The 22,584-nt window shown below is 60.4% G+C and carries 17 protein-coding genes and 1 riboswitch; of the genes, 13 read left to right on the top strand and 4 right to left on the bottom strand.

The genetic code is table 11. The annotated features are described in order from the left end of the window. Nucleotides 1–12 precede the first annotated feature (12 nt). From G5380_RS12930 to G5380_RS12900, 7 genes are all read left to right on the top strand, one after another. Nucleotides 13–1,080: a sulfate/molybdate ABC transporter ATP-binding protein gene (locus G5380_RS12930; RefSeq protein ID WP_113740060.1), complete on the top strand. Its 1,068-nt coding sequence runs from the start codon at nt 13–15 to the stop codon at nt 1,078–1,080. A gap of 122 nt (nt 1,081–1,202) precedes the next feature. Then, the gene (gene cbl / locus G5380_RS12925) at nt 1,203–2,150 is read left to right on the top strand and encodes an HTH-type transcriptional regulator Cbl (RefSeq protein WP_216959546.1); all 948 of its coding nucleotides are present in this window, start codon (nt 1,203–1,205) and stop codon (nt 2,148–2,150) included. Nucleotides 2,151–2,344: 194 nt separating this feature from the next. Next, the gene (locus G5380_RS12920) at nt 2,345–3,556 is read left to right on the top strand and encodes a threonine synthase (RefSeq protein ID WP_216952130.1); all 1,212 of its coding nucleotides are present in this window, start codon (nt 2,345–2,347) and stop codon (nt 3,554–3,556) included. After that, nucleotides 3,553–4,218 carry an amino acid ABC transporter permease gene (locus G5380_RS12915; protein ID WP_216952129.1) on the top strand — a complete coding sequence of 222 codons (666 nt, stop codon included), beginning with the start codon at nt 3,553–3,555 and terminating at the stop codon, nt 4,216–4,218. Before G5380_RS12920 ends, G5380_RS12915 begins: the two co-directional genes overlap by 4 nt. Nucleotides 4,219–4,308: 90 nt before the next feature. Next, a complete protein-coding gene (locus G5380_RS12910; protein ID WP_216952128.1) occupies nt 4,309–4,971 on the top strand; it encodes an amino acid ABC transporter permease in 663 nt (220 codons plus the stop codon). Beyond that, nucleotides 4,968–5,729 (top strand): amino acid ABC transporter ATP-binding protein, encoded by a 762-nt coding sequence (locus G5380_RS12905; RefSeq protein WP_421352793.1) that lies wholly within the window; start codon nt 4,968–4,970, stop codon nt 5,727–5,729. The genes G5380_RS12910 and G5380_RS12905 overlap by 4 nt, the downstream gene beginning before the upstream one ends. Next, a complete protein-coding gene (locus G5380_RS12900) occupies nt 5,726–6,580 on the top strand; it encodes a transporter substrate-binding domain-containing protein (protein WP_421352792.1) in 855 nt (284 codons plus the stop codon). Before G5380_RS12905 ends, G5380_RS12900 begins: the two co-directional genes overlap by 4 nt. A gap of 131 nt (nt 6,581–6,711) precedes the next feature. On the opposite strand, the gene gbpA is transcribed toward G5380_RS12900, so the two are convergent. Together gbpA and G5380_RS12890 are read right to left on the bottom strand one after the other, a co-directional pair. Further along, nucleotides 6,712–8,133: an N-acetylglucosamine-binding protein GbpA gene (gbpA, locus tag G5380_RS12895; RefSeq protein WP_216959534.1), complete on the bottom strand. Its 1,422-nt coding sequence runs from the start codon at nt 8,131–8,133 to the stop codon at nt 6,712–6,714. 65 nt (nt 8,134–8,198) lie between these two features. Continuing rightward, a riboswitch (cyclic di-GMP riboswitch) is annotated at nt 8,199–8,284 on the bottom strand. A gap of 264 nt (nt 8,285–8,548) precedes the next feature. Continuing rightward, nucleotides 8,549–10,231, bottom strand: a complete 1,683-nt coding sequence (locus G5380_RS12890) for a methyl-accepting chemotaxis protein (protein WP_323912491.1) — start codon at nt 10,229–10,231, stop codon at nt 8,549–8,551. A gap of 272 nt (nt 10,232–10,503) precedes the next feature. Here G5380_RS12890 and G5380_RS12885 point away from each other — a divergent pair, with 272 nt between their 5' ends. The 4 genes from G5380_RS12885 (at nt 10,504) to G5380_RS12870 (ending at nt 16,695) form a co-directional block, all read left to right on the top strand. Then, complete coding sequence (locus tag G5380_RS12885) at nt 10,504–12,348, top strand: M3 family metallopeptidase (RefSeq protein ID WP_323912493.1); 1,845 nt, start codon at nt 10,504–10,506, stop codon at nt 12,346–12,348. A gap of 621 nt (nt 12,349–12,969) precedes the next feature. Beyond that, nucleotides 12,970–14,313, top strand: coding sequence for a diguanylate cyclase domain-containing protein (locus tag G5380_RS12880; protein ID WP_227341458.1), 1,344 nt, complete (start codon nt 12,970–12,972; stop codon nt 14,311–14,313). Further along, entirely contained in the window at nt 14,306–15,646 is a 1,341-nt protein-coding gene (locus G5380_RS12875; RefSeq protein ID WP_323912496.1) for a glycosyltransferase family 2 protein, read from the top strand. Before G5380_RS12880 ends, G5380_RS12875 begins: the two co-directional genes overlap by 8 nt. Continuing rightward, complete coding sequence (locus tag G5380_RS12870; protein WP_216952122.1) at nt 15,646–16,695, top strand: HlyD family secretion protein; 1,050 nt, start codon at nt 15,646–15,648, stop codon at nt 16,693–16,695. Before G5380_RS12875 ends, G5380_RS12870 begins: the two co-directional genes overlap by 1 nt. A gap of 99 nt (nt 16,696–16,794) precedes the next feature. On the opposite strand, the gene G5380_RS12865 is transcribed toward G5380_RS12870, so the two are convergent. Further along, on the bottom strand, nt 16,795–17,028 hold the full coding sequence (locus G5380_RS12865; RefSeq protein ID WP_319919530.1) for a hypothetical protein: 234 nt from the start codon (nt 17,026–17,028) through the stop codon (nt 16,795–16,797). A 305-nt stretch (nt 17,029–17,333) separates the two neighbouring features. Between G5380_RS12865 and G5380_RS12860 the strand changes: the two genes are divergently transcribed. Further along, nucleotides 17,334–18,626, top strand: a complete 1,293-nt coding sequence (locus G5380_RS12860) for a ferredoxin reductase family protein (protein WP_257725042.1) — start codon at nt 17,334–17,336, stop codon at nt 18,624–18,626. A gap of 15 nt (nt 18,627–18,641) precedes the next feature. Here G5380_RS12860 and G5380_RS12855 read toward each other — a convergent pair whose 3' ends face one another. After that, nucleotides 18,642–21,821, bottom strand: a complete 3,180-nt coding sequence (locus G5380_RS12855) for a S41 family peptidase (protein ID WP_421352791.1) — start codon at nt 21,819–21,821, stop codon at nt 18,642–18,644. Between the two features lie 281 nt (nt 21,822–22,102). On the opposite strand from G5380_RS12855, the gene G5380_RS12850 reads away from it, so the two are divergent. Further along, complete coding sequence (locus tag G5380_RS12850) at nt 22,103–22,582, top strand: L,D-transpeptidase family protein (RefSeq protein WP_227341454.1); 480 nt, start codon at nt 22,103–22,105, stop codon at nt 22,580–22,582. Nucleotides 22,583–22,584 lie beyond the last annotated feature (2 nt).

Here is a 22,584-nt window from a genome sequence, read left to right as displayed (position 1 = left end):
AAAGAGGCAGCCATGAGCATTCAGGTTCAACAACTCAACAAGCATTTCAATCAGTACGCGGCGCTGGCAGACATTAACCTCGACTTTCACGACGGTGAGCTGGTGGCGCTGCTCGGCCCCTCCGGTTGCGGCAAGACCACCCTGCTGCGGATCATCGCCGGGCTGGAGCAGGCCGACTCTGGCCACGTCATCATCCGTGGCGAGGACGCATCGGATCTCCATGTGCGCGAGCGCAACGTCGGCTTCGTGTTCCAGCACTACGCCCTGTTTCGCCACATGACGGTGTTCGAAAACGTAGCGTTTGGCCTGCGGGTCAAACCGCGCAGCGAGCGCCCGGCCGAGGCGGCCATTCGTGCCCGGGTCAAGGAGCTGCTGGATCTGGTGCAGCTCAGCCACGTGGCTGAGCGCTACCCGACCCAGCTCTCCGGCGGCCAGCGTCAGCGGGTCGCGCTGGCCCGCGCGCTGGCGGTGCAGCCCAAGGTACTGCTCTTGGACGAGCCCTTCGGCGCCCTCGATGCGCAGGTGCGCAAGGAGCTGCGTCGCTGGCTGCGCGAGCTGCACGACGAGCTGCACGTCACCAGTCTGTTCGTGACTCACGATCAGGAAGAGGCGCTGGAGGTAGCGGATCGGGTGGTGCTGATGAATGCCGGACGGGTCGAGCAGATCGGCACCCCGGCCGAGGTCTACGACCAGCCCGCCAGCTCCTTCGTCCACAGCTTCCTCGGCAGTGTGAACCAGTTCCGCGGTCGGGTGGCGGAGCAGGGATTCGGTGTCGGCGAGCAGCTGCTCGGCGGGCCGTCGGCTTCCCATCTGGCTCACGGCAGTGCCGCCATCGCCTATGTCCGCCCCCATGAACTGGAGATCTTGCCAGCCGATGCGCCGGGCGGGATCCGCGCCACCATTACCCGTCTGCTGCCCATGGGGCCACGCATTCGGGTGGAGCTGCGTGGTGACGGTGAGACCAAAGGGGCTCACTATGAGGCGGAGCTGAGCAAGGAGGCGGCCAAGCTGTTTGCCCCGGGTCAGGGGGTGAAGCTGGTGGCCAGACAGGCGCAGTTCTATCCCGACTATCAGATTTGATGCTGTGTTGCGGGCGGTGTGGCCGCCCGGTTCAGGCTGTCAGCCGGGCATGATCCGGCCAAATAACAAAAATGAGAGGGGCGAGCAGATTGTGTCGCCCACTCTTCGCAGGAGGCGACAAGGTGAATTTCCAGCAGTTACGTATTATCCGGGAGGCAGCGCGGCGGGATTACAACCTGACCGAGGTGGCCAATGCCCTTTTTACCTCGCAATCCGGGGTGAGTCGCCATATCCGCGAGCTGGAAGAGGAGCTCGGTATCGAGCTCTTTATCCGCTACGGTAAGCGGCTGCTCGGTATGACCGAGCCTGGCAAGGAGCTGCTGGTGATTGCCGAGCGCATTCTCAATGACGCCAACAACATCCGCAAACTGGCCAGTACCTTTGCCAACCGCGACTCGGGCCGCTTGCTGGTGGCGACCACCCATACCCAGGCCCGCTATGCCCTGCCGCGGGTGGTGAAGGCGTTTCGCGAGCAGTTTCCGCTGGTACAGCTGGAGCTTCGTCAGGGCAGCCCGGAGGAGATTGTGCGGCTGGTGCAGACCGGCGAGGTGGATATCGGCATCAGCAGCGAGCAGCTCGACAAGAGCGAAGGGGTGGTGGCATTTCCCTACTACCGCTGGCACCACAATATCGTGGTGCCCGAGCAACATCCGCTGGCAGGTGAGCGGGAGCTGACGCTGGCGGCGCTGGCCAACTGGCCCATCGTCACCTATCAAGCCGGGTTGACCGGGCGGGTGCGGGTGGATGAAGCCTTTGCTGCGGCTGGCATTGAACCGCAGATCCTGCTGACGGCGCAGGACTCCGATGTCATCAAGACCTATGTCGAGCTGGAGATGGGGGTCGGCATACTGGCCGACATGGCGTTCGACGCACAGCGCGATCAGGGGCTGGTACAGCTTGATGGCAGCCATCTGTTTGCCCCCCATACCGCCTGGATTGGCCTCAAGCAGGGGCAGTTCCAGCACAACTTTGCCTGGCAGTTTATCCAGCTCTGCAACCCCGAGCTGGCGCTGGCGGATATTCAAGCCCGCGCCATGGGCAGCGAGCCTGCCCTCGACTTCCAGATTTGAATAGGAAGAGATGACAAAAGGGGAGCCAATGGCTCCCCTTTTTTGTTGCTGGCAGATGAGATTGCCAGCAAAAACAGACGGCTTCATATGAATTTTTTCACTTAGGTTTGCCAGTTAATTTTGTTTGTTATCCGGTACTTGGGTTGCAGGATGGAATAAGTGACTGACCAAAGTCGATCCATTCAGGATAAAGCATGCCGTATAGCTACCTATCACATCTGCGTTGCAGCAAGAGTGGCGAGATCCATGAGGCTGACCAGCCCTGGCAACTGAGCCGGGCTGGTGCGCCACTGCTGGCCAGCTACGATCTCGATGCGCTGAAGCGAGCATGGCACCCGGCGGCATTGCTGGGGCGCCCGGCCAGCCTGTGGCGTTATCACGAGTTGCTGCCGGTGCGAGATCCCGCCCACGTTGTGACGCTGGGGGAGGGATTCACCCCACTGCTACGGCTGCCTACGCTGGGCAAGCAGATCGGTATTCCGGATCTCTGGATGAAGGATGAGAGCGTCATCCCCACCGGCTCCTTCAAGGCTCGTGGTGCAGCGGTGGGCATCTCCCGCGCGCGTGAACTCGGCGTCACTCACTTCGCCATGCCGACCAACGGCAACGCAGGCGCTGCATGGGCGCTCTACGGTGCCCGTGCCGGACTGCGCAGCACCATCGTTATGCCGCAGGCAGCCCCCGCCATCACTCGACTGGAGACCTCTCTCGCCGGTTCCCGCCTCTATCTGGTGGATGGCCTGATCAGCGATGCCGGTCGTCAGGTGGCGCAGGCGGTGGCGGAGCAATCCCTGTTTGACGCCTCAACCCTGAAGGAGCCCTACCGGATTGAGGGCAAGAAGACCATGGGGCTGGAGATTGCCGAACAGCTGGGCTGGACCCTGCCGGATGTGATCATCTATCCGACCGGTGGCGGGGTCGGCCTCATCGGTATCTACAAGGCGCTGCGCGAGCTGCAGGAGCTGGGCTGGGTCAAGGGCGCGTTGCCCAGACTGGTCGCGGTACAGGCGAGTGGCTGCGCGCCCATTGTGCAGGCGTGGCAACAGAGAGCCACCGAATCGAGCTTCTGGCCCGACTCCCAAACGCTGGCTTTCGGCATCAATGTACCCAAGGCACTGGGAGATTTTCTGGTGCTGGACGCCCTCTATCGCACCGAGGGTTGCGCCATCGCGGTGGATGACAAGGCCATCCAGAGCGAGATCCGCCAGCTTGCCTCTCGCGAAGGGAGCTTTGTCTGCCCTGAGGGGGCCGCCGCGTTTGCTGCTGCTCGTCAACTACGCGAGGCTGGCTGGATCCGTGGGGGAGAGCAGGTCGTGGTGCTCAATACCGGTGCCGGCATCAAGTACCCGGATGCGATCACTGTGCTGCCCCAGCGTCTGCAGCGTGACGGGAGGATCCCGGCATGAATCTGGATCTGCCTTTCATCCTCACGACGCTGCCCGCCTTCGGCAAGGCGGTCTGGGTCACCTTGCAACTGGGAGCCATAGTGATCCTCACTTCGCTGGCGGTCGCCCTGCTCAACGTCGCCCTGTTGAGCCTGCACAAGCGGCAGCTCAGCGCACTGATCCGCGGATATGTCGAGCTGGCTCGCAACACGCCGCTGCTTATCCAGCTCTTCTTCCTCTATTTCGGGCTGCCTGCGCTCGGCTTGTCGCTGTCGGGCTTTACCACTGCGGTGATTGCCATGACCTTCCTCGGCGGTGGTTATCTGACCGAGGCGCTGCGTGCAGGCATTCAGGCGGTGCCCGCCAGTCAGCTGGAGGCTGGCAGGGCCATCGGCCTCTCCCGCTGGCAACTGCTGCGCCACGTGCAGTTGCCCCAGGCCTGGCTCGCCAGCCTGCCGGCGCTGTTTGCCAACTTCATCTTTCTGCTCAAGGAGACGACTGTGGCTTCAGCGGTGGCGGTGCCAGAGCTGCTCTACACCACCAAGAATTACATCGCCCTCTACTACAAGACCTACGAGATGCTGGCGGTGCTGACCTTGATGTGCGTGCTGATCTTCCTGCCGCTCTCGCTCGCTCTGCGCGTCGTTGAAAGGAGGCTGCAACATGGTCAGTTCGGTCACTGAATCGCTGATGCAGGCGAGGATCCCGATGTGGGCACTTATCTTCCAGCTGCCGCAGATTCGCCACCGAGGCGCAGGAAAGGAGGGCTCAATATGGTCAATTCCGTTACTGAGCAGCTGACGCAGGCGCTGCCACTGCTGGCGGTGGGCGCGGGTCAGACCCTCGCCATCTCGCTACTGGCCATCCTGCTTGCCACCCTCGGCGGTGTCGCTTACGGCGTGTTGGCACAACAGGGCGGCCGGTTGGTGCGGGGCCTGCTGCGGCTTTATCTCGAGCTGTTTCGGGTAGTGCCGGTGCTGGTGTGGCTCTATCTCTTTTTCTTCGGGTTGCCGATCTTTTTCGGCCTCGATATTCCGGCCTTCTGGTGCGCCGTGCTGGTACTCGCCCTCTGGGGCGCCAGCGAGGTGGGAGAGGTGGTGCGCGGTGGCCTCAACTCCCTCGCCCGTGGTCAGCAGGAGGCCGGGTTGGCGCTCGGGCTCTCGACCTGGCAGCTCTATCGCCATGTGTTGCTGCCGCAGGCGTTGCAGCGGCTGACGCCGCCGACCATCAACATCTACACCCGCATCATCAAGACCAGTTCGCTGGCGGTGCTGATCGGGGTGGTGGAGGTGATCAAGGTGGGCCAGCAGGTCATCGAGCGCACCTATGGCTCGCTGCTTATTTACGGTCTGCTGTTTCTGTTCTTTTTTCTGGTCTGCTATCCGCTCTCGCTCGCCTCGCGCCGGCTGGAGCAACAATGGGGTAATGCGGTATGACACCTCTGCTTGAACTCAGTTCTGTCAGTAAACAGTTCGGCCCGAATCTGGTGCTGGATCGGATCAGCCTCAGCGTGCGAGCCGGGGAGGTGATCGTCATCCTGGGGCCTAGCGGCTGTGGCAAGAGCACACTGCTGCGCACTCTCAACGGGCTCGAACCCATTCAGGGGGGCGAGATCCGCTTCGATGGTGTGTTGCTGGATGGTGCCACCGACTGGCAGCGGGTGCGCCAGCGGATCGGCATGGTGTTCCAGAGCTATCACCTCTTCCCCAACCTGACGGTGCTGGAAAATGTGCTGCTCGGCCCCCTGCAGGTGCAAAAGCGGGAGCGGGCAGAGGCACTGCTGCAAGCCGAGCAGCTGCTGACCCGCATCGGCCTGTGGGAGCGGCGCCATGACTATCCGCGCCAGCTTTCCGGCGGCCAGCAGCAGCGCATCGCCATCGTGCGGGCGCTGTGCATGAACCCGCAGGTGATGCTGTTTGACGAGGTGACCGCTGCGCTGGATCCCGAGATGGTGCAGGAGGTGCTGGAGGTGATCCGCGATCTCGCCGGCAGCGGCATGACCCTGCTTATCGTCACCCACGAGCTGGCCTTCGCCCGGGCGGTGGCGGATCGCATCGTCTTCATGGATGGCGGCCACATTCTGGAGCAGGCAGCACCTCACCAATTTTTCGACAATCCCAGGAGCCAGCGTGCGCGCCAGTTCCTCGCCAAGTTTTCTTATACAAATGTCATCAAACGAAAGGAGTCAGCATGAAAAAAATCACCTCGGTTCTGCTTAGTGCCTTATTGGGACTGGGTATTGCCAGTGGCGCCGCCCATGCGGCGGACGGTTCCCTCGACAAGATCAAGGCGCGGGACAAGCTCATCGTCGGCGTCTTCACCGACAAGCCGCCGTTTGGCTACGTGGACGAGAAGGGGAACTACGTCGGTTTTGACACCGATCTCGGCCGCCGCTTCGCCAAGGATCTGCTGGGGGACGAGAACAAGATCGAGTTCGTGGCGGTGGAGCCAGCCAGCCGCATCCCCTTCCTGCAGAGCGACAAGGTGGATCTGATCCTCGCCAATATGACGGTGACCCCGGAGCGGCGCGAGGTGGTGGATTTCACCAACCCGAACCTGCGAGTGGCGGTACAGGTGCTGGTGCCGGAAGGGAGTCCGGCCAAGAAGCTCGATGATCTGGCCAGCAAGACCCTGATCGTGACCACCGGCACCACGGCCGACATCTGGCTGACCCGTAACCACCCAGAGTGGAAGGTTCTCAAGTTCGAGAAGAACACCGAATCTTTGCAGGCACTGGCCCAAGGGCGCGGTGACGCCTACGCCCAGGACAATCTGGTGCTGTTCAGCTGGGCCAAGGAGAATCCGGGCTACCGGGTATTGCCCGAAAAATTGGGCTCGGAAGACCCGATCGCCCCGGCGGTGAAGAAGGGCAATATCGAGCTGCGTGACTGGGTCAACGACCGTCTCGCCAAGCTGGGGGAGGAGAAGTACCTGCTGAAACTCTATGACCAGTATGTGCGTGACAAGCTGAGCCCTGATACCGATCCGAATGATGTGATTGTCGAAGGAGGAAAATGGCAGGGTGAATGGACAAATCCTGTTTGAAGAGTGTGTTGAGTGTGTGAAGTAAGTGAAGAGTGAGGTCTTGGTTCCGTTGGTATGCAAACCGCAAGGTTTGATTTTTCCGGGCGTCCCCTGCTAGAGAGGACGCCCTTTTTTATGTGGCCAAGCGTGGGTTAGTGCACTTCATCCCACGCCATTTGCCAGTGGGAGCCGAAACCCGGCTCGTACTGGGTGGCAGTGGTGGTCCACTGCTGGCAGTAGCCGCTGTAGGGGAAGGGCTTGCACTGATAGATCTTGCCATTTTTCGGCTGCTGCACCTTGGTGCCGGCGGCATAGGATTTGAGCGAGTTCGGGAAGATGAAGTCGTATTCGCCGCTGCTCTGCTCCTTGAACATCAGATCCATGGTCTGCTGGATGGTCTCGCCGCCCGCTTTCGGGGTGGCCTTGATCACCAGCTGGTGGTGACCCGCCTTGAGACCTTCCAGCGCCATGGTGAAGGTGTGGCTGCTGTCCTTGATGTCGGCACTGCTTTCACCCTTGGCGACGCCGCCGTGGTCATAGAGGGTGTTGGTGACGGCCAGATCGCCCTGTGCGGTGACGGTGAAATCGAGGGTTGCCTTGCCGTTGTCCAGCACATAGTCGCTGGCCAGACCGCTGACGCTGATGCTGTCCACTACCGGCGGCTGCAGCTGTTGCATATCAATCTCGACTCGATCCAGTTTGCTGTCTCGATGCAGATAGACGGGGTTCATACCGTAGACCGGATTGAACTGACCATCGGCTCCTTGCTGACCGGCGCGGATCAGGCTCTGTTCGGCGTTGATCTTGCTGGCGAGGGCATGGGCCCAGCTGTTCTTCTGGCCCTGCTCGGCGGTGGTGATGGTCAGTACGGTCTGCAGATCGGGGCGCTCGCCGTTGGCATCGAATACCCGGGTCATCGCCTTGTCACCCACTGCGAGGTCGATGGAGGGGTAGATGGTGCCTGCCTGGCTCCACTCCAGCGGCGGCTGGCTACCATCTTTGAACTTGGCATCGATGATGTTGTAGAAGCTGTTGCTGGTGTCGCCCACTTCCCACACGCCGAGGATCACCTGATAACCGGTGCGCTCCGGCAGGATACAGTTGTGGGTCACCTGCTTGGGCGGCTGCACCATGTTGCCGTCGATGATGCAGAAGGGGGTCAGGTCGAACGAGGCGCGGGTGAGCGGCTGGTTGGGGTTCCAGTCCTGCTTGGTTAGGTAGTAGCGCCAGTTGCGGGTGACGTGGTTGGCAGTGAAGGTCCAGCTGATGGCGAAGGGGCCGGGCTGTACTTCACGCTTGGTCCAGCGGTCGCTGGTCTGGATGTTCAGCTCGCTCCAGCGCGGGCTGCCCGCCGAGGCGATTTGACCATCCTGCGGGCCGCTCTGCGGGAAGCCTGATGGGCCCTCCACGCTCTGGGGTTCCCACTGCACGCCGCCACACTGGCTGTTGCCGCCGGTTTTGCACAGATAGTTGCGACTCTCGGGCTGGCTGATGTAGCCGTGGGCCAGTGCGCTGCCGCTGGCCAGCAGGGCCAGCATCGCCGCGATGTGATTGAGTTGGATTTTTGCTGCCATACATTCCTCTGTTCGATAGATGTGGGCAGTCAGTTGGCCGGGGAGTTCCCCGATGCACACTTGCGTGTGGCAACCCCGCTATCCTGGACAAAACGTCTGTAGACCGGAGGCTTTGCGTCCCGACCTTTCGGTCAGTTTGCCAAATGACTAGATGGTTAGTGATGGGCCAAATGTTCGGCCGTCTGCATTGTGCACCGCATTGATTAATTATTTGAAGTTAAATGTTTAAATGCATAATCCGGTGGCACAAAAAACGTTCTAACTGGCTGTTTTTAAATTGTTCTCTAATTTGTGAATGGCGTCGAATACCGTTGAATATGCCGATAAGGTGCATGCTGATTGCGTGTTGTCGGCGTAAAAAAACCTGCCAGCCGAGCTGGCAGGTCGAGTGACAAGGCGACACGGATTGACGCCATCAATGGCGGGCGCGCTGCTCGCTATTGGAGTGATGTAGAGTTGGCATCATAGGAGTCTTGCTGGACTCCTTGCCCAGTTTGAACACCGCAAGCCGCTCATCCAGGCTGCGGGAGAGACCGGCCAGCAGTTCGCTCTCCTGCGCCAGTTGCGAGGCGGACTGGGACATCTCGAGCGCCGAGTCGTTGATGCCGCTGACGTTGCGATTCATATCCTCGGCCACCATGCTCTGCTGTTCGGCGGCGGTAGCGATCTGGGTCGCCATGTCGCTCACATGCTGGATATGGTTGACGATCAGGGTGAGATCCTGCCCCGCCTGCTGGGACTGGTTGACGCTGCTCTCCGCCAGTTTGCGGCTGGTATCCATGGCGTTGGCGGCGGTGACGGCCCGTTGCTGCAGCTGGGCGATGGTGCTCTGGATCTCTTCGGTGGACTGGCGGGTACGACTGGCCAGCTGGCGCACTTCGTCGGCGACCACGGCAAAGCCACGTCCCTGCTCCCCTGCACGGGCTGCTTCTATGGCGGCGTTGAGCGCCAGCAGATTGGTCTGATCCGAGATTGAGCTGATAACGGCGGTCACTTCACTGATCTGCATCACCCCCTCTTTGAGCTGGTTGACCTGCAGAGTGGCCTGCTCCACTTCGGTTGCCAACGCCTTGATGCCATGCACACTGGCGTGAACATCACGGTTGCCTAGCCCGGCTTCACCTGTCGCTTCCTGGGTATCCCGCGCGGTATTTTCGGCGTGCCCGGCCACATCAGAGATGGTGGCGCTCATCTCGTTCATGGCGGTGGCGAGCTGGGCCAGTTGATCCCGCTGGCTGGTGACCGCCTGATTGGTCTGCTCGGCAGAAGCGGCGATGCGCAAGGCGGCATCCGCCACATTGCGAGCCCCCTGGCTTGCCTCCAGCAGGGCGTGGCGAATGGCATCGAGACTCTGATTGGTACAGCGGGCGACCATGCCCAGCTCATCCTTGCCATGTACCGGGATGCTCACCACCAAATCCCCCTTGGCGACCCGTTGCATGGCGTGGTTGATCTGGCTGAGGGGGGAGACGATGGAGCGGGTGATGCGCCAGCCCAGCAGCCCCATCAGCAGGATCACGATGGCGGTGGCGGTACCCATCTTCATGTACTGGGCCCAGATGGTCTGCTGAATATCTTGCAGCAGCATGCCGGAGCCGAGGATCCAGCCCCAGGGTTGATAGCCGGAGACCATGGAGAGTTTGTCAGCGGTTTCGCCCGACGGGCCAGTCCAGACATATTGCAGGGTCCCATGCTTGCCCCCCTTGGCGATATCCACCATCTGATACCAGAACTGCCCGGCGGTGGCAGCGCCCCCTTCGCCCATTTTCTGACCGATCAGTTCGGGGCGGATGGGGTGAACTACCATAGTGCGGTTCTCGTCGATGACAAACAGGTAGTTGTTGCCATCAAAGCGGGTGTTGGTCAGCAGTTTACGCGCCTCCTGCTGGGCCTGTTCCATGGGCAGGGTGCTGGCCAGAAACTGGATCTGGCTCATAGCCTGGTCCAGCACGGCATTGAGCCGTGCCTCTCGCTCGCTCATCAGATTTCGCTGGAGCGCATTGGCCGAGATGAGCAGCAGCGAGACAAAACCGACAAACGCCAACGTGAGCAGCAAGATCAATTTGCGGCTCACGGTGATATCACCGAGCTTGAACATGATTAAACCCTCGTTATCCCGTTTTATGGTGGCTCTGTACCGCTGCAGCCAGTTCGTCAAAGTTAACAACTCATTTACTTTCAGCCGTTTGCCGACCGTTTCTGATGAGCGCTTGAACAACAGTATAGCCAGCAGACAGCGCTCCCCATTTTTTGGTAGCGTGTTCATGCGCATCCCTGCGCAATTTTTGCCAAAGAGTGTGAATCATTTGGCATTTCACTAAAAAAAGGAGTGGGCCCCGCTGCGGGTGACCCCATCACAAGAGGGAATTTATGAGTTCCATTGCCAGGAATTACTTCAACCAACTCAACGCCGATTATCTGCAGGTACACAGGTGCAAAGAGGATCTTTTCTGGTCCACTTATATGGGCACCAGCGACGATCAGGCCGGTTTTACCGCGGCCGAGCAAGCCTACAAGGCTTTTTGTGCCAATCCTGCCCGCCTGCCCGCGTTGCGGGAGATGCTGGCGCAGGCCGAAGAGGATGATCTCAAACGCGGCCTGTGGGGCTGGATCGCCTTCTTCGAGTGCAATGTGATTGAAGATCCCGCCGCTGCCGCCCTGATGGATGAGCTGGTGGCTGCCGAGGCGGCGCTGTTCGCCCGCCGCAAGGGGCTGAAACTGACCCTGCTGGATGAGCATGGCCAGCAGGTGGCTGGTAGCCTACCCGCCGCCAGTACCTCCCTTGCCGCCAGCCCGAGCGAGGCGGTGCGCCAGAGCGCGCTCGCCATGTTCCACACCCTGGAGCAGTGGGTGGTCGGCAATGGTTTTCTCGAGGTGGTGGCGCTGCGCAACCGCTTTGCCAGAGCCATGGGCTATCGCGACTACTTCGATTACAAGGTGCGCAAGAACGAGCAGATGAGCCCGGAGCAGTTGTTCTCCATTCTCGACGACTTCATTTCCCGCACCGACGCCCGGCTGCAGCAAAGCCTTGCCGAGCTGAAAGCGGCCAAGGGGGAGGCGGCCCTGATGCCCCATAACCTGCGCTACGCCATCAGTGGTGATGTAACCCGCCAGCTCGATCCTTATGTGCCCTTCTCGCGGGCGCTGAAGGATTGGGTCGAGAGCTTCCGTCGTCTCGGCATCCAGTATCGCGGGGCGACCCTCACCCTGGACTTGCTGACCCGGGAGGGGAAATACGAGAACGGCTTCTGCCACGGCCCGGTGCCGAGCTTCTTCCAGCAGGGGGAGTGGATACCTGCGGTGGTCAATTTCACCAGCCTGGCCGATCCGGCGCAGGTGGGCAGCGGCTGGAGCGGGCTCAACACCCTGTTCCACGAGGGGGGCCACGCCGCGCATTTTGCCAATGTCACCGGCAACGCCCCCTGCTTCTCACAGGAGTTTCCGCCCACCTCTATGGCTTATGCCGAGACCCAGTCGATGTTCTGCGACAGCCTGCTGGACGATGCCGACTGGCTCAAACGCTACGCCAGAAATGCGGCAGGAGAGGCGATCCCCGATGCGCTTATCAAGGAGATGATCGCCGCCCGTCAGCCGTTTCGCGCTTTTAACGAACGTCAGATCGCGCTGGTGGCCTACTTCGAGCGGGATCTCTACGCCATGGATGAGGCTGAACGTACTCCCGAGGCTGTGCTGGCGCTGGCCCGCAAGTGGGAGCGCAAGATCCTCGGTGTCGAGAGCCCGCGCCCGCTGCTGGCCATTCCGCACCTCCTTAATCAGGAGTCGGCCTGCGCCTATCACGGCTACCTGCTGGCGCTGATGGCGGTGGAGCAGACCCGCGCTTACTTCCTCAAGCGCGATGGCTACCTCACCGACAACCCGCGCATCGGGCCGGATCTGGCCGCCCACTACTGGGGGCCGGGCAACGGCATGACTCATGATGAGACCCTGCGCAGCCTGACTGGTGAAGGCTTCAGTGCCGTGCCGCTGGCCGAGGCGTGCAACCTGAGCGCCGCTGAGGCGTGGCAACAGGCGCAAGCCTGCATGGCCGCAGCCCAGCAGCGCCCCGCGGCTGGCGAGGAAAGCCCGCTCGATGCCCATATCCGGGTGGTCCACGGCGCCGAGCTTATCGCCGACAACAACGAGTCGGAAACCCGCATGCTGGCCGACTTCGAGGCGTGGATCGTCAACCATTACAAACCGGTTTCAGCCGAATAATCCGCACAGCTCCCGGTGATCAGGCCGGGAGCTGTGCTTTTCATGGTTATTCGTTGTCGTAACCGTGGCAGACGCTGCCATATTATTGGCAGGTGCGCGACATAGTTTGTCGCCTTGCCGATTGGGTCCGCATTTTGCCATCAGATATGTATTCATATGAACATGAATAGGAATTGCAGGCTGCAAGATAGTAGATTCACTGAGTTACGCTCTTTTGTCTTTTCTGTTAATAGTGCTTTTTGTAGTCATCTTTGTGCATAAAGATTGATCCATTCAACTATCTGCTAGTTATTCTCATCTTTCCGGGTTGACTAAATTGTCCACAACTGCAAAATCGCCCACCTTGCCACCCCCGATGTGAGTCGGGCTCGGAAAGCTTCAGATCTCTTCCCCCCGAGATGGCTGAGCCGCACATGAAAATGGCGTCAGCTCTCAACTCTTTCTGCGCGTTCGCCTGCTTCATGCTATCCGTCGATAACGTTGACACTGCTGTTGTGCTGTCCGTGCAGGGCAATGCGCATCTCGCGACATTGCCTGAGTCTGCCGATGCATGGCAACAGGCGGGTCCGTTTTATTGGCTTGGTATCTATTTGTCAGTGAATGGAAAGAGGTTATTTCCCCATGATGAGCACGAGTGAACACCCCGGTCAGATTGCGCTGCTGGGAGGCTCGGTGGATCGTGTTGCCTTGCCACTTCTCGATCTGTCCTGCTGGGATCCATTGCAGCAGCCGGTATTACTGCTCAACCTGCCTGCAGATGAGCAGGACAGGGTATTGCAGGCTGTGCGGCGTGACCCGATACGTTATTTGCAGCCGGTATTTTGTGTTGTGAAGAGTCCGCTCTCTCCCATGTTGGCCGACGGTCTCCTGACACAGCTGGATGAACGGGCCTCTGACATGCTTGAACGGTTGGCGTTGTTGACCCCTCGAGAGCATCCGGATGACATGGAAAAGCTGGCTTGGTACAGCTGGCCTCGCTCCCATTTTCGCTTGTTGCCACGTTGGCAGGCTGGTTGCCGTCAGGGGTACAGCTATCCCCTGCTGGATTGCCTGCTGGGCAGCGAAGCAGGGGATGCCCTCCCGCAGCTGGTTGCAGAGCGTTTATTGCAGAGTGAGCAGCTGGTGGACCGGGTACGTCTTTGTCACAGTTGCAACTCGGCACATCTCAATTTTGTCGATGTGTGTCCCGAATGCGCTCATATCGCCATCCAGGCCAAGCCAGCTGTGCACTGCTTCACCTGCGGGCACGTGGATGATCAGGATGCATTCATGCGACAGGGTGTGCTGCGTTGTCCCAAGTGCGTCACGACTCTGCGTCACATCGGTGTTGACTATGACAGGCCCCTTGAGAAATTCCGTTGTTTGTCATGCCATGCCCGTTTTATGGAGGCTGCCGTCCAGGCGCGTTGCCATGAATGTGGCCAGGCGCACAAACCCGATGATCTGGTGGTTGCGCCCATCTATGAATATCGCATCGGCAAGCTGGCCCGCCACATCGCACGGGAAGGAACTCAACAACTGCATCTGCCGTTGACCTGGGGTACCCCTATGGCCATGGAGCACTTCCCCTGGTTGCTGCAATGGAACAACAGCTTGCTGCAACGCCATGGTGGCTGCCATACCTTGCTGGCTATTCGGGTTGAGCATCTGGCTGAGTTGCGGGCCGAGTTGGGCATGCTAAAGACTCAGCAGCGACTGGCCGCTCTGCTCAGCCGTTTGCAAGCTCTATTCCGTGATACCGATGTCGTTTGCCAGTATGCCGATGACCGATTGTTATTGCTGTTGCCGCATACTGATGCCGACGACTGGCGCATTCTGCAGGAGCGCATTCAGGCATTGAATCTCATCGAAGGACTGGATGCTCTGACGCTGGCGGTGAAAGTACAACCTTTGCCCGCCCTGTTGGGCGACGATACAGCGGTATGGCTCGGCCAGTGGCTGGATGGAGATAGCCCGGATGCATGAGTGGATGAATACGGTGCACTACATCCTGATAGAGATACTGGGTAGCCTCCAGTTTTCTCCCCGGATGATTCTGTTGCTGTTGCCCATGTTGCTGTTGATGGAGGTGCCACTGATGGCGCTGACGTTGACCGGGATCCTGAAATGGTATGCGCGCCAGCTTCCCATGGCATCTGAACTGCCGCGATCTCGGCGCTGTCCCAAAGTGTCTTGCATCATCACCTGTTATGGGGAAGGGGAGGCGATCCGCTCCACCATATTGACGCTCAAGGAACAGCTTTATCGCGGTCAAATGGAAATCATTGCTGTGATTGATGGCGCCAAGGCCAACGCGCATACCTATCAGGCTGCGCTCAATTGTGTTCGTGAATTCGAGGGGTGCGAGAACAGAAGTTTGGTCCTGCTACCGAAATGGCAGAGGGGAGGCCGGGTCTCCACTCTCAATGCCGGTCTCTCCGCTGCGACTGGCGAGATAGTGATGAACGCGGATGGAGATACCTCCTTTGACAACAACATGATCGATGAGATCGTGGCTTGTTTCGATGATCCTGATGTGCCTGCTGTGGGAGGGGCATTAAGGGTGCGAAATCTGAACGATGGCGTACTGACCCGGATGCAGAGCATTGAGTACATGATCTCCATGCAGGGGGGCAAGACGGGACTGAGCGAGTGGAACCTCATCAACAATATCTCGGGAGCCTTCGGTGCGTTTCGTCGTGATTTTTTGCGCCAGATTGGTGGGTGGGATACCCATACCGCAGAAGATCTGGATCTGACGGTCCGTATTAAGCATTACCTCAAACGCCATCCGGCTTTAAAGATAGGGTTCGCCCCTCGTGCCATCGGTCACACCGATGCGCCCGCAGACGTGATCACGCTTGCCAAGCAGCGTTTACGCTGGGATGGAGATCTGCTGTTTCTCTATCTGCGCAAGCACAAGCTCTCCCTGACGCCGCGTATTCTGGGCTGGAAGACCTTTTTGTTTACCTTGATCTACGGGGTGGCGCAAAACGTGGTGCTGCCCCTGCTGGTCATGGGTTATAGCTGGTGGTTGGTGCTTAGCTATCCGGGGCAGTTTGTCGCTGCGTTGATGATCTGTCTCTATCTGGTTTACCTGTTTCTTACCCTGGTTAATTTCGCCGTGTTTTTGCTGGCTATATCTGAACGCCCGGAGGCAGATCTACGTCTGCTGCCATGGTTGTGTCTTTACCCGGTGTACACCTTGCTGATGCGCTTGTGGTGCGCCATCGCACTGTTGAATGAGATGTTCCGGCGCGGTCATGAAGAGAGCAGCATGGCCCCCTGGTGGGTATTAAAACGAGGAAATAAATTCTGATGAAAGTCACATTCAATCCCCCCAAGAAGCAGGATGCCACGTCGGATGAAGGGATCCGGGTATTGTATGCCCCCGCCAAGCGTGTCGCCTTCAAGGCTCGCTGGTATCTCATCCTGTTACTGGCATTCAGTCCCGTTATTATTCTGCTGTGGTATCTGGGGCGCGAGTGGTGGCTGACCCAGGCGCCAGCCATCATTACCACCGAGCCGCAACTGGTTGTTGCCAATGGGGATGGCTTTATTCGACACATCTACACGGCTCCCGGCCAGGGGGTGTCACAAGGCGATGCCCTGATGCAGTTCGAATCTCCAACCCTCAAGGCCAACATGGCGGAACGAAAAGCGCGCAGAGCGGCCATCGAATTGAGCAAGGCTGAGGCTGAACAGGCTATCTTGCGCAATCTGGACGAACAGATTGGTATTGCCGAACGGGGGAGCCGGGAGCAGGAGGTCATCTATCAGGAGTATGCCGGTTATAAAAAAGAGAAGCTGGTATCCAGTGCAGAGTACGCAACGGCCCTGCTGAATTGGACTCAGTCACGCATAGCTCTGCAGAAGGCAAGGGCAGAGAAGATAGCGCAGGAACTGCAAATCAGTGAGGACCAACTGACCGGACCGCTAGCCAGTGCTCGTCACTTGCTCGATCAGGAGCTGACCGAGATGGAAGCGATGGCGTACCATCAACAGCCAAGAGCTCCGGCGACTGGCAAGGTTTCAGATGTGCTGGTACAGGAGGGGGACTGGGTATTCTCGGGGGCTCCTCTGGCACTTATCTCGAAGCGAGAAGACCCGCTGGTGATAGCCTATGTGCAGCCCAAATATCTCTCTTCAATGGCTCCTGGACACAAGGCTGTCGTCAAGCTGCCCAGCGGGGAGCGTCTGGCTGCCAGGGTCGCCAGACAGGTCGAGCTGGCGGACAAGTTGCCGGCTCAGTTAGCCGCACCGTTTGAAGGGGAGAAAGCAACCCTCAAGGTCGCACTCTCGCTGGATGAAAAATTACCCCCGAACCTGCAAGTGGAAGGGTTGCCGGTGACCGTGTTGTTTGATTGACGTCTATGGCGTTGTGATCCTGAATCGCAACGCCTTCTTTTGGGTTTCGGCCATAAAAGGTGGCTGGTGTATTGAAGCCCGCAATTGCCCCTCCCTTTTTCATTCATCAATGACTTTATTTCCGCAATGCTCGCAGATGGCATGTCGTTCAAAGCGATCCATGTTGGCCAGAAAGGGGCCGGCGGCCCAGCCGGTAATGAAGTCCTTGATAAACGCTTTGCGCTTTTGCGCCGGTGTCAGCTGCTGGCCAAAGGATTTGTCGACCAGCACCACGACATGGTTGGTCTCGCGCTGACAACTCGGGCAGTAGCGTTGTTCGGTGGATGAAAGCAAGGGGGGCTCCTGGTCCGGGGGAGTGGGCGGCAGGTTTTCCGCCGCAGATATGTGTCGTCCCCATTTGATTCCTTTTGCAGGCAGGTCGTCAATCACGGCAGAGGTGGATTTTGCTCTATTCCCCATGAAGAGAGGGCCAGTCAGCAAGGGTGACCAGAGGGGCCAGCGGGCCCCTCTGCTGTTGCCGTTTGTCACACATTGCCACACAAGCTTCCCCCTCTGGCAAAGTCCTGTGACCAGACGGGTGTGCAATGGTGCCATGAGCAGGGGCGAGGCCCTGCTGCGATGGAACCAGGGAGCATGTTATGACGAGTAAACGGGTGTGGTGGCTGTTGCCACTGCTGGCGGTCGGGGTCTGGTGGCTCGGTTATGCGGGGGATGCCAACGGGGTGTGGCCCTGGCGCCATGAGATGTTGTTACTGACCGGCCTGCTGGGGATGACCTATATGGCGATTTCGCTGTTGCTGGCCTTGCGTCTGCCGCAGTTGGAGGTGTGGTGTGGCGGTCTGGATCGGATGTTGCGATTGCACCGTCAGATGGCCATCGGCGGTGCATTGGCGCTCACTGCGCATTGGCTGGTGGTGGAGGTGCCCAAGTGGGCGGTCTCGGCGGGTTGGCTGAGTCGTCCTGCGCGGCGTGGGGCCAGTACAGCTGGCGCTGGTGCAGGTAATGGCATCTCGCTCCATGCCCTTGGCAATACCCTGGGTGAGTGGAGTTTCTATCTACTGATCGCGTTGGTGGTAGTGAGCTTGCTGGCGCTGGTGAGTTATGGCCGTTTTCGGCTGATCCACCGGCTAGCGCCGCTCATCTATCTGGCGGGGTGGGGGCACGGGCTCTGCCTGTTGCCTCAGGTGGGAGCCATGACGCCGGTTGGGGTATCGATCTGGTTGATCGGCGGAATCGGCGCTATCGGGGCCCTCTACTCCCTGCTGGGGCAAGTGGGGGCGCGGAAGCGCCATCCCGGCCGGGTCGTTGCGGTGCGGACGCTGGCGGATCAGACCTGCGAGCTGACCATGGAGCTGGAGAGGCCGCTCGCCCATTACCGCCCGGGCCAGTTTGCCTTCTTCGAGTTTGACGCCAAGGAGGGGCCGCACCCCTTTACCCTGGTGCGGGTGTCAGCGGATCGGCGCCAGCTGGTGATCGCGGTGCGGGCGCTCGGGGATCATACCCGTCAGCTGGTGGCAGAGGCGCGCATCGGGGATGGGGTGGTGGTGACCGGGCCCTATGGCGCCTTTGTCGCCCCGCAAGGGGGAGGTAGAGCCCTCTGGCTGGGGGCCGGGATAGGTATCACGCCGTTCGTCGCCTGGCTGGAGGGGCTGGCTGCCCGTGGGGAGCGGGGCGAGGGGATCACCCTGATCCAGTGCGCGCCGGATCTGGCGGGAGCTGTCTACCACCGACGGTTGGCCGAGCTCTGTCATCGCACCGGTGTGCGTTATCAGCTGCATCTGGACAAGGCGGCCGGGCGGCTGGATCTGGCTCGCATCGCGCAGGATGCGCCCGAGCAGGTGTGGTTTTGCGGGCCGGAGGGGATGGCAGATGCCCTGACCCGGCTGTTGCCGGACGGGCATCTGCATCGCGAGCTGTTTCGCTTTCGTTGAGCTCGATGGGCGCCGTTATTTGGCGCTGGCTGGCAACTGCTTGAGGGCGGCTTGTACTGCCGCCTCCAGTTGCGGGTCGCGCCCGGCCACCATGTCGGCGGGGGTGAGGGGCGCCTGCAGGTCCGGGATCAGCTCCTGATTCTCGTAGAAGGTGCCGTCCGGTTTGCGCAGCCCCAGGGTCGGAATGCCGTAGGAGAGGCCCGGGATCAGCCGGGAGTCGTGGCTGTAGACCATGGTGCCGGTGCCGGGCACCGGATCGCCGACGATGGGGCCGACCTTGAGGGTGCGGTAGTACTCGGGGAAGGCGGAGCCTTCCGAGTAGCTGCCAGCGTTGACCAGCACCACCGAAGGCTTGGTCCACTGGCGAGTGGCGGCGTCGGTTTCACCCTTGCCCTGACGGGGCCAACTGCTGGCCATCCCCTTGGTGCTGCCGCTGCCGGTCAGAAACTCCACCAGGGTATTGGCGAGATAGCCGCCGCTGTTGAAGCGGACATCGACGATCAGCGCCTCGCGATTGCGCTGCCTGCCGAGGGCATCCGCCACCACCGCATCGTAGACCTCGCTATTCATTGCCGGCAGATAGACGTAGCCGACCCGTCCTCCGCTCAGGCTGGCCACCAGCTCCCGCCGTTTCTCAATCCAGCGATCCTGTTGCAGCTGGTACTCCTGCTGCTTGTCGATGGCGGTGAGCACTACCTCGTCAGTTTGCTTGTTGCCCTCCTGCTGGAAGGTGAGGGCGAGCCGGGCACCGGCCTGATGGTTGAGGGCCTGATCCAGCTCGGCCAGATTGGCAATCGGGACGCCGTTGATGGCGAGCAGGCGGGCGCCCGGGGCGATATCGCTCTCCTGATCCAGCGGGCCGCCAGAGAGCAGGGCGGTGAGCATCACCCCTTGCTCGCCATCCTGCCAGTAGGCGCCCAGGCTGGCGGTCTCGTCCGCCATGCGCGGGAAGGGGGCGGGGCCGCTGCCCCAGGTGTGGGAGACATTGAGCTCGCCAGCCAGCTCCGCCAGCAGGTTGCCAAAGTCCCGCGGGTTGCCGATGCCCGGCAGCAGGCGGCGGTAAGCGGCGACATAGCTCTCCCAATCTACCCCGTTCATATCGTCCAGATAGAACTCGTCCCGGGTGAGCCGGGCGATCTGATCGAAGGCGGCGGTCATGCGTTCCTGCCAGCGGCTGGTGGGCTGCAAGGCGAAGGGGGCGCTGGTGGCTTCGCCGGAGTCGAGGTGGATCCGGGTGATCTCACCATCCCGCACCAGGGTAGCCAGGGTGCCCTGCTGGTTGAGGCTTGCCAGCGCAGGGCCGGGCTGCTCGCCAAACAGTTCGCTGGTTTTGCCCTTGCGCAGATCCTGGCTGTAGCCCTTGATCTCGCTCTCGCTGTTGACCCCCATCTCCTCCACCAGATAGATCAGCTGGTCGCCGATGATGCGGCTGGCGAGCAGGGTGCCGGTGGGTTGCAGCAGCAGTGCTTCGCGATGGTTGAGACGATCGCTCTCAAAGCCGTATCCCCCTTTCGGCGGCTCCAGTTCGGCAATGGCATCGGCTCTGGCGGCGCGGCTGCTGTAAATGCCGAGCAGGTTGGTGACGAGGGGTTCGCCATCGGGCCCCAGTGCGCCAAACCGGGTCGATTGCCAGTAGAGAATGGCGCCATCCTGACTCCAGCCCGGTTGTCCATCCTGATAGCCGTTGAGGCTGACATTGACCGGTTTGGCCTTGGGATTGGCCGTATCGATCACCGCGATCTCCTGCTCTGCCGCATCGGGGCGGAAAGTGAGCGCCAGATGGCGTGAGTCGGGGGCAAAGGCGAGATGTACCTCGTGGCGCGACGGGTTGAAGCTGGCAGGCACCAGCTCCCGCTGCTTGTTGCTCGCCAGATCCAGCAGGTGGATGGCCTGGCCATCCACCACGAATGCGAGCTGTTTGCCATCGGGGGAGAGCACCGGACGGCTGATCCCCTTGTCGGGAATCGCCAGCAGCAGACTCTCGGTCAAAGTGCCGGGATCGCTGAACAGCAGATCAGGGTCCCCCTTGCGCAGGCGATAGAGGGCGGCGTGCCCCTGCTGCTCCGACAGATAGATGAGGGCGCGGCCCTGCTCGGCGAAGAGAGGGCTGGATTGCTCGCTCGGATCTCGGGTCAGCTGACGCACCCGCTCCCGCTCGGGGTCGACGGCAAACAGGTTGCCCCCGCTCACCAGGATCAGCTCATCCGCCTCTTCGCTGACCAGCGCTTCGTCTGCCAGGGTCAGGGCCTCGCTCGCCTCATCCGGCGTGCTTGCCACTTGCGGGGTGAGGGTCAGCTTGCGTGGCTCGCTGCTACCGGCATCGAGGCGATAGAGTTCACCGAGCCATGACCAGACCAGATCGCCATTGCGAGAGGCGCTGAGCCCCCGCACCGGATGGCCCTGATAGTGGGTCAGCTGTTGCTCCTTGCCGCTGGCGAGATCCCGGCGCCAGACGTTGAAATCGCCGCTGCGCTCGCTCAGGTAAAGGAGGGTATCTCCCTTGTCGCTCCAGACCGGATCGGTGGCCGCCACCCGATCTTCGGTCAGCTGCTTGTGCTGCTTGCCATCAAACAGCCAGAGACGGGGTACCGCGAACGAGTGCTGATGCTTGCGAAAGGGTTGATCCGCCGCGGGCATCTGATAGGCGATCCGCTCCCCGTGGGGGCGGGCGAGGGTCGCAGGCAGCGGCAGATCGGCCTGCAAGGTGCCGCCGGTGATCGGGGTCCAGTAGAGCTCGCCCCATTGGTAGCCTTCCGCGACAAAATGGTCGGCATCGGGCGCGCCCAGGCGCTGGCTGCTCAGCAGCAGTCGTTTGCCATCGGTGCTGAAGGCTTGCGGCAGATCGGTGCGCGAATCGCGAGTGAGGCGCACCATCTCGCCGCCGTTGGCGGGTACCACGAACACATCTTCGTTGCCGTAGAGATTGGTGGCAAAGGCGAGTTGTTTGCCATCCGGCGACCAGATTGGCCGCTGGCTCAGGTAGTCGCTGCCGGTGAGCGCCGTGGCGGGGCCACCCTCGGCACTGGCGACAAAAATGCGCCCCTGCCAGGTGAAGGCAAGCTGCTTGCCATCGGGGGAGAGGGCTGGCTCGCGCAGCCAGAGTGCATCGGCGGCGACACTGGCGGGTAGCCAGAGCAGTGCGCTGACCAGCAGCAGGCGGGTCAGCGAAGAGTTCGGCAAGAAGTGCAGAGGCATGATGTCATCCTGAATCAGGTTCAATTGTTACATATTTACCGATCTGCGGCATCATGGCTAGCCAGAAAATGTAAGCTATGTTTTTGTTTTTATTGTCAATTAGTCATGTTTGTGCAGGTCGTTCATGGACCATTCACCGTTCGCAGCCAAGATATGTTTTATTGGGTCTATTGAGTATTGATGGCGATCCAATATCATGGCGCTCGCTCGCCAACGGGCGAGCCTATTCAGATGATGTGACAACCATAAAAAGCCCTGCCAGAGGCTTGTCGAGGGATGGAATGAGAGCCGTATTGTTGTGTGTGCTGGGGCTGTGGCCCGCGCTGAGTTTTGCCTTTACCGAAAAAGCCGATTTGGTGGTGGTCAAGAAGTCTACCTACAGCCTCACCCTGATGAAGGATGGCAAGGAACTGAAGCGCTACTGGGTTGCACTGGGCCCGGCGCCCAAGGGGCACAAGCAGCGGGAAGGGGATCAACGTACCCCGGAGGGGCGCTACACCCTGGATTACAAGAAGAGCAACTCCGGCTTTTATAAAGCGATACATATCAACTACCCGAATCTGGACGACATCAAGCGCGCCAATGAGTTGGGGGTGAACCCGGGTGGCATGATCATGATCCATGGTCAGCTTAACCGGATGGGTAACCGTCGGGTACAGCCCTCCAACTGGACCAACGGTTGTATTGCGGTACTTAACCACGAGATGGATGAGCTCTGGAATGCCATTGACCCGGGTACGCCCATCATCATCGAGCCCTGATC

Source organism: Aeromonas sp. 604443, assembly GCF_049170315.1.
GTDB lineage: Bacteria > Pseudomonadota > Gammaproteobacteria > Enterobacterales > Aeromonadaceae > Aeromonas > Aeromonas veronii_A.
Note: the sequence above shows the minus strand (reverse complement) of the source record. Positions and strands in the feature narration are given on the sequence as shown.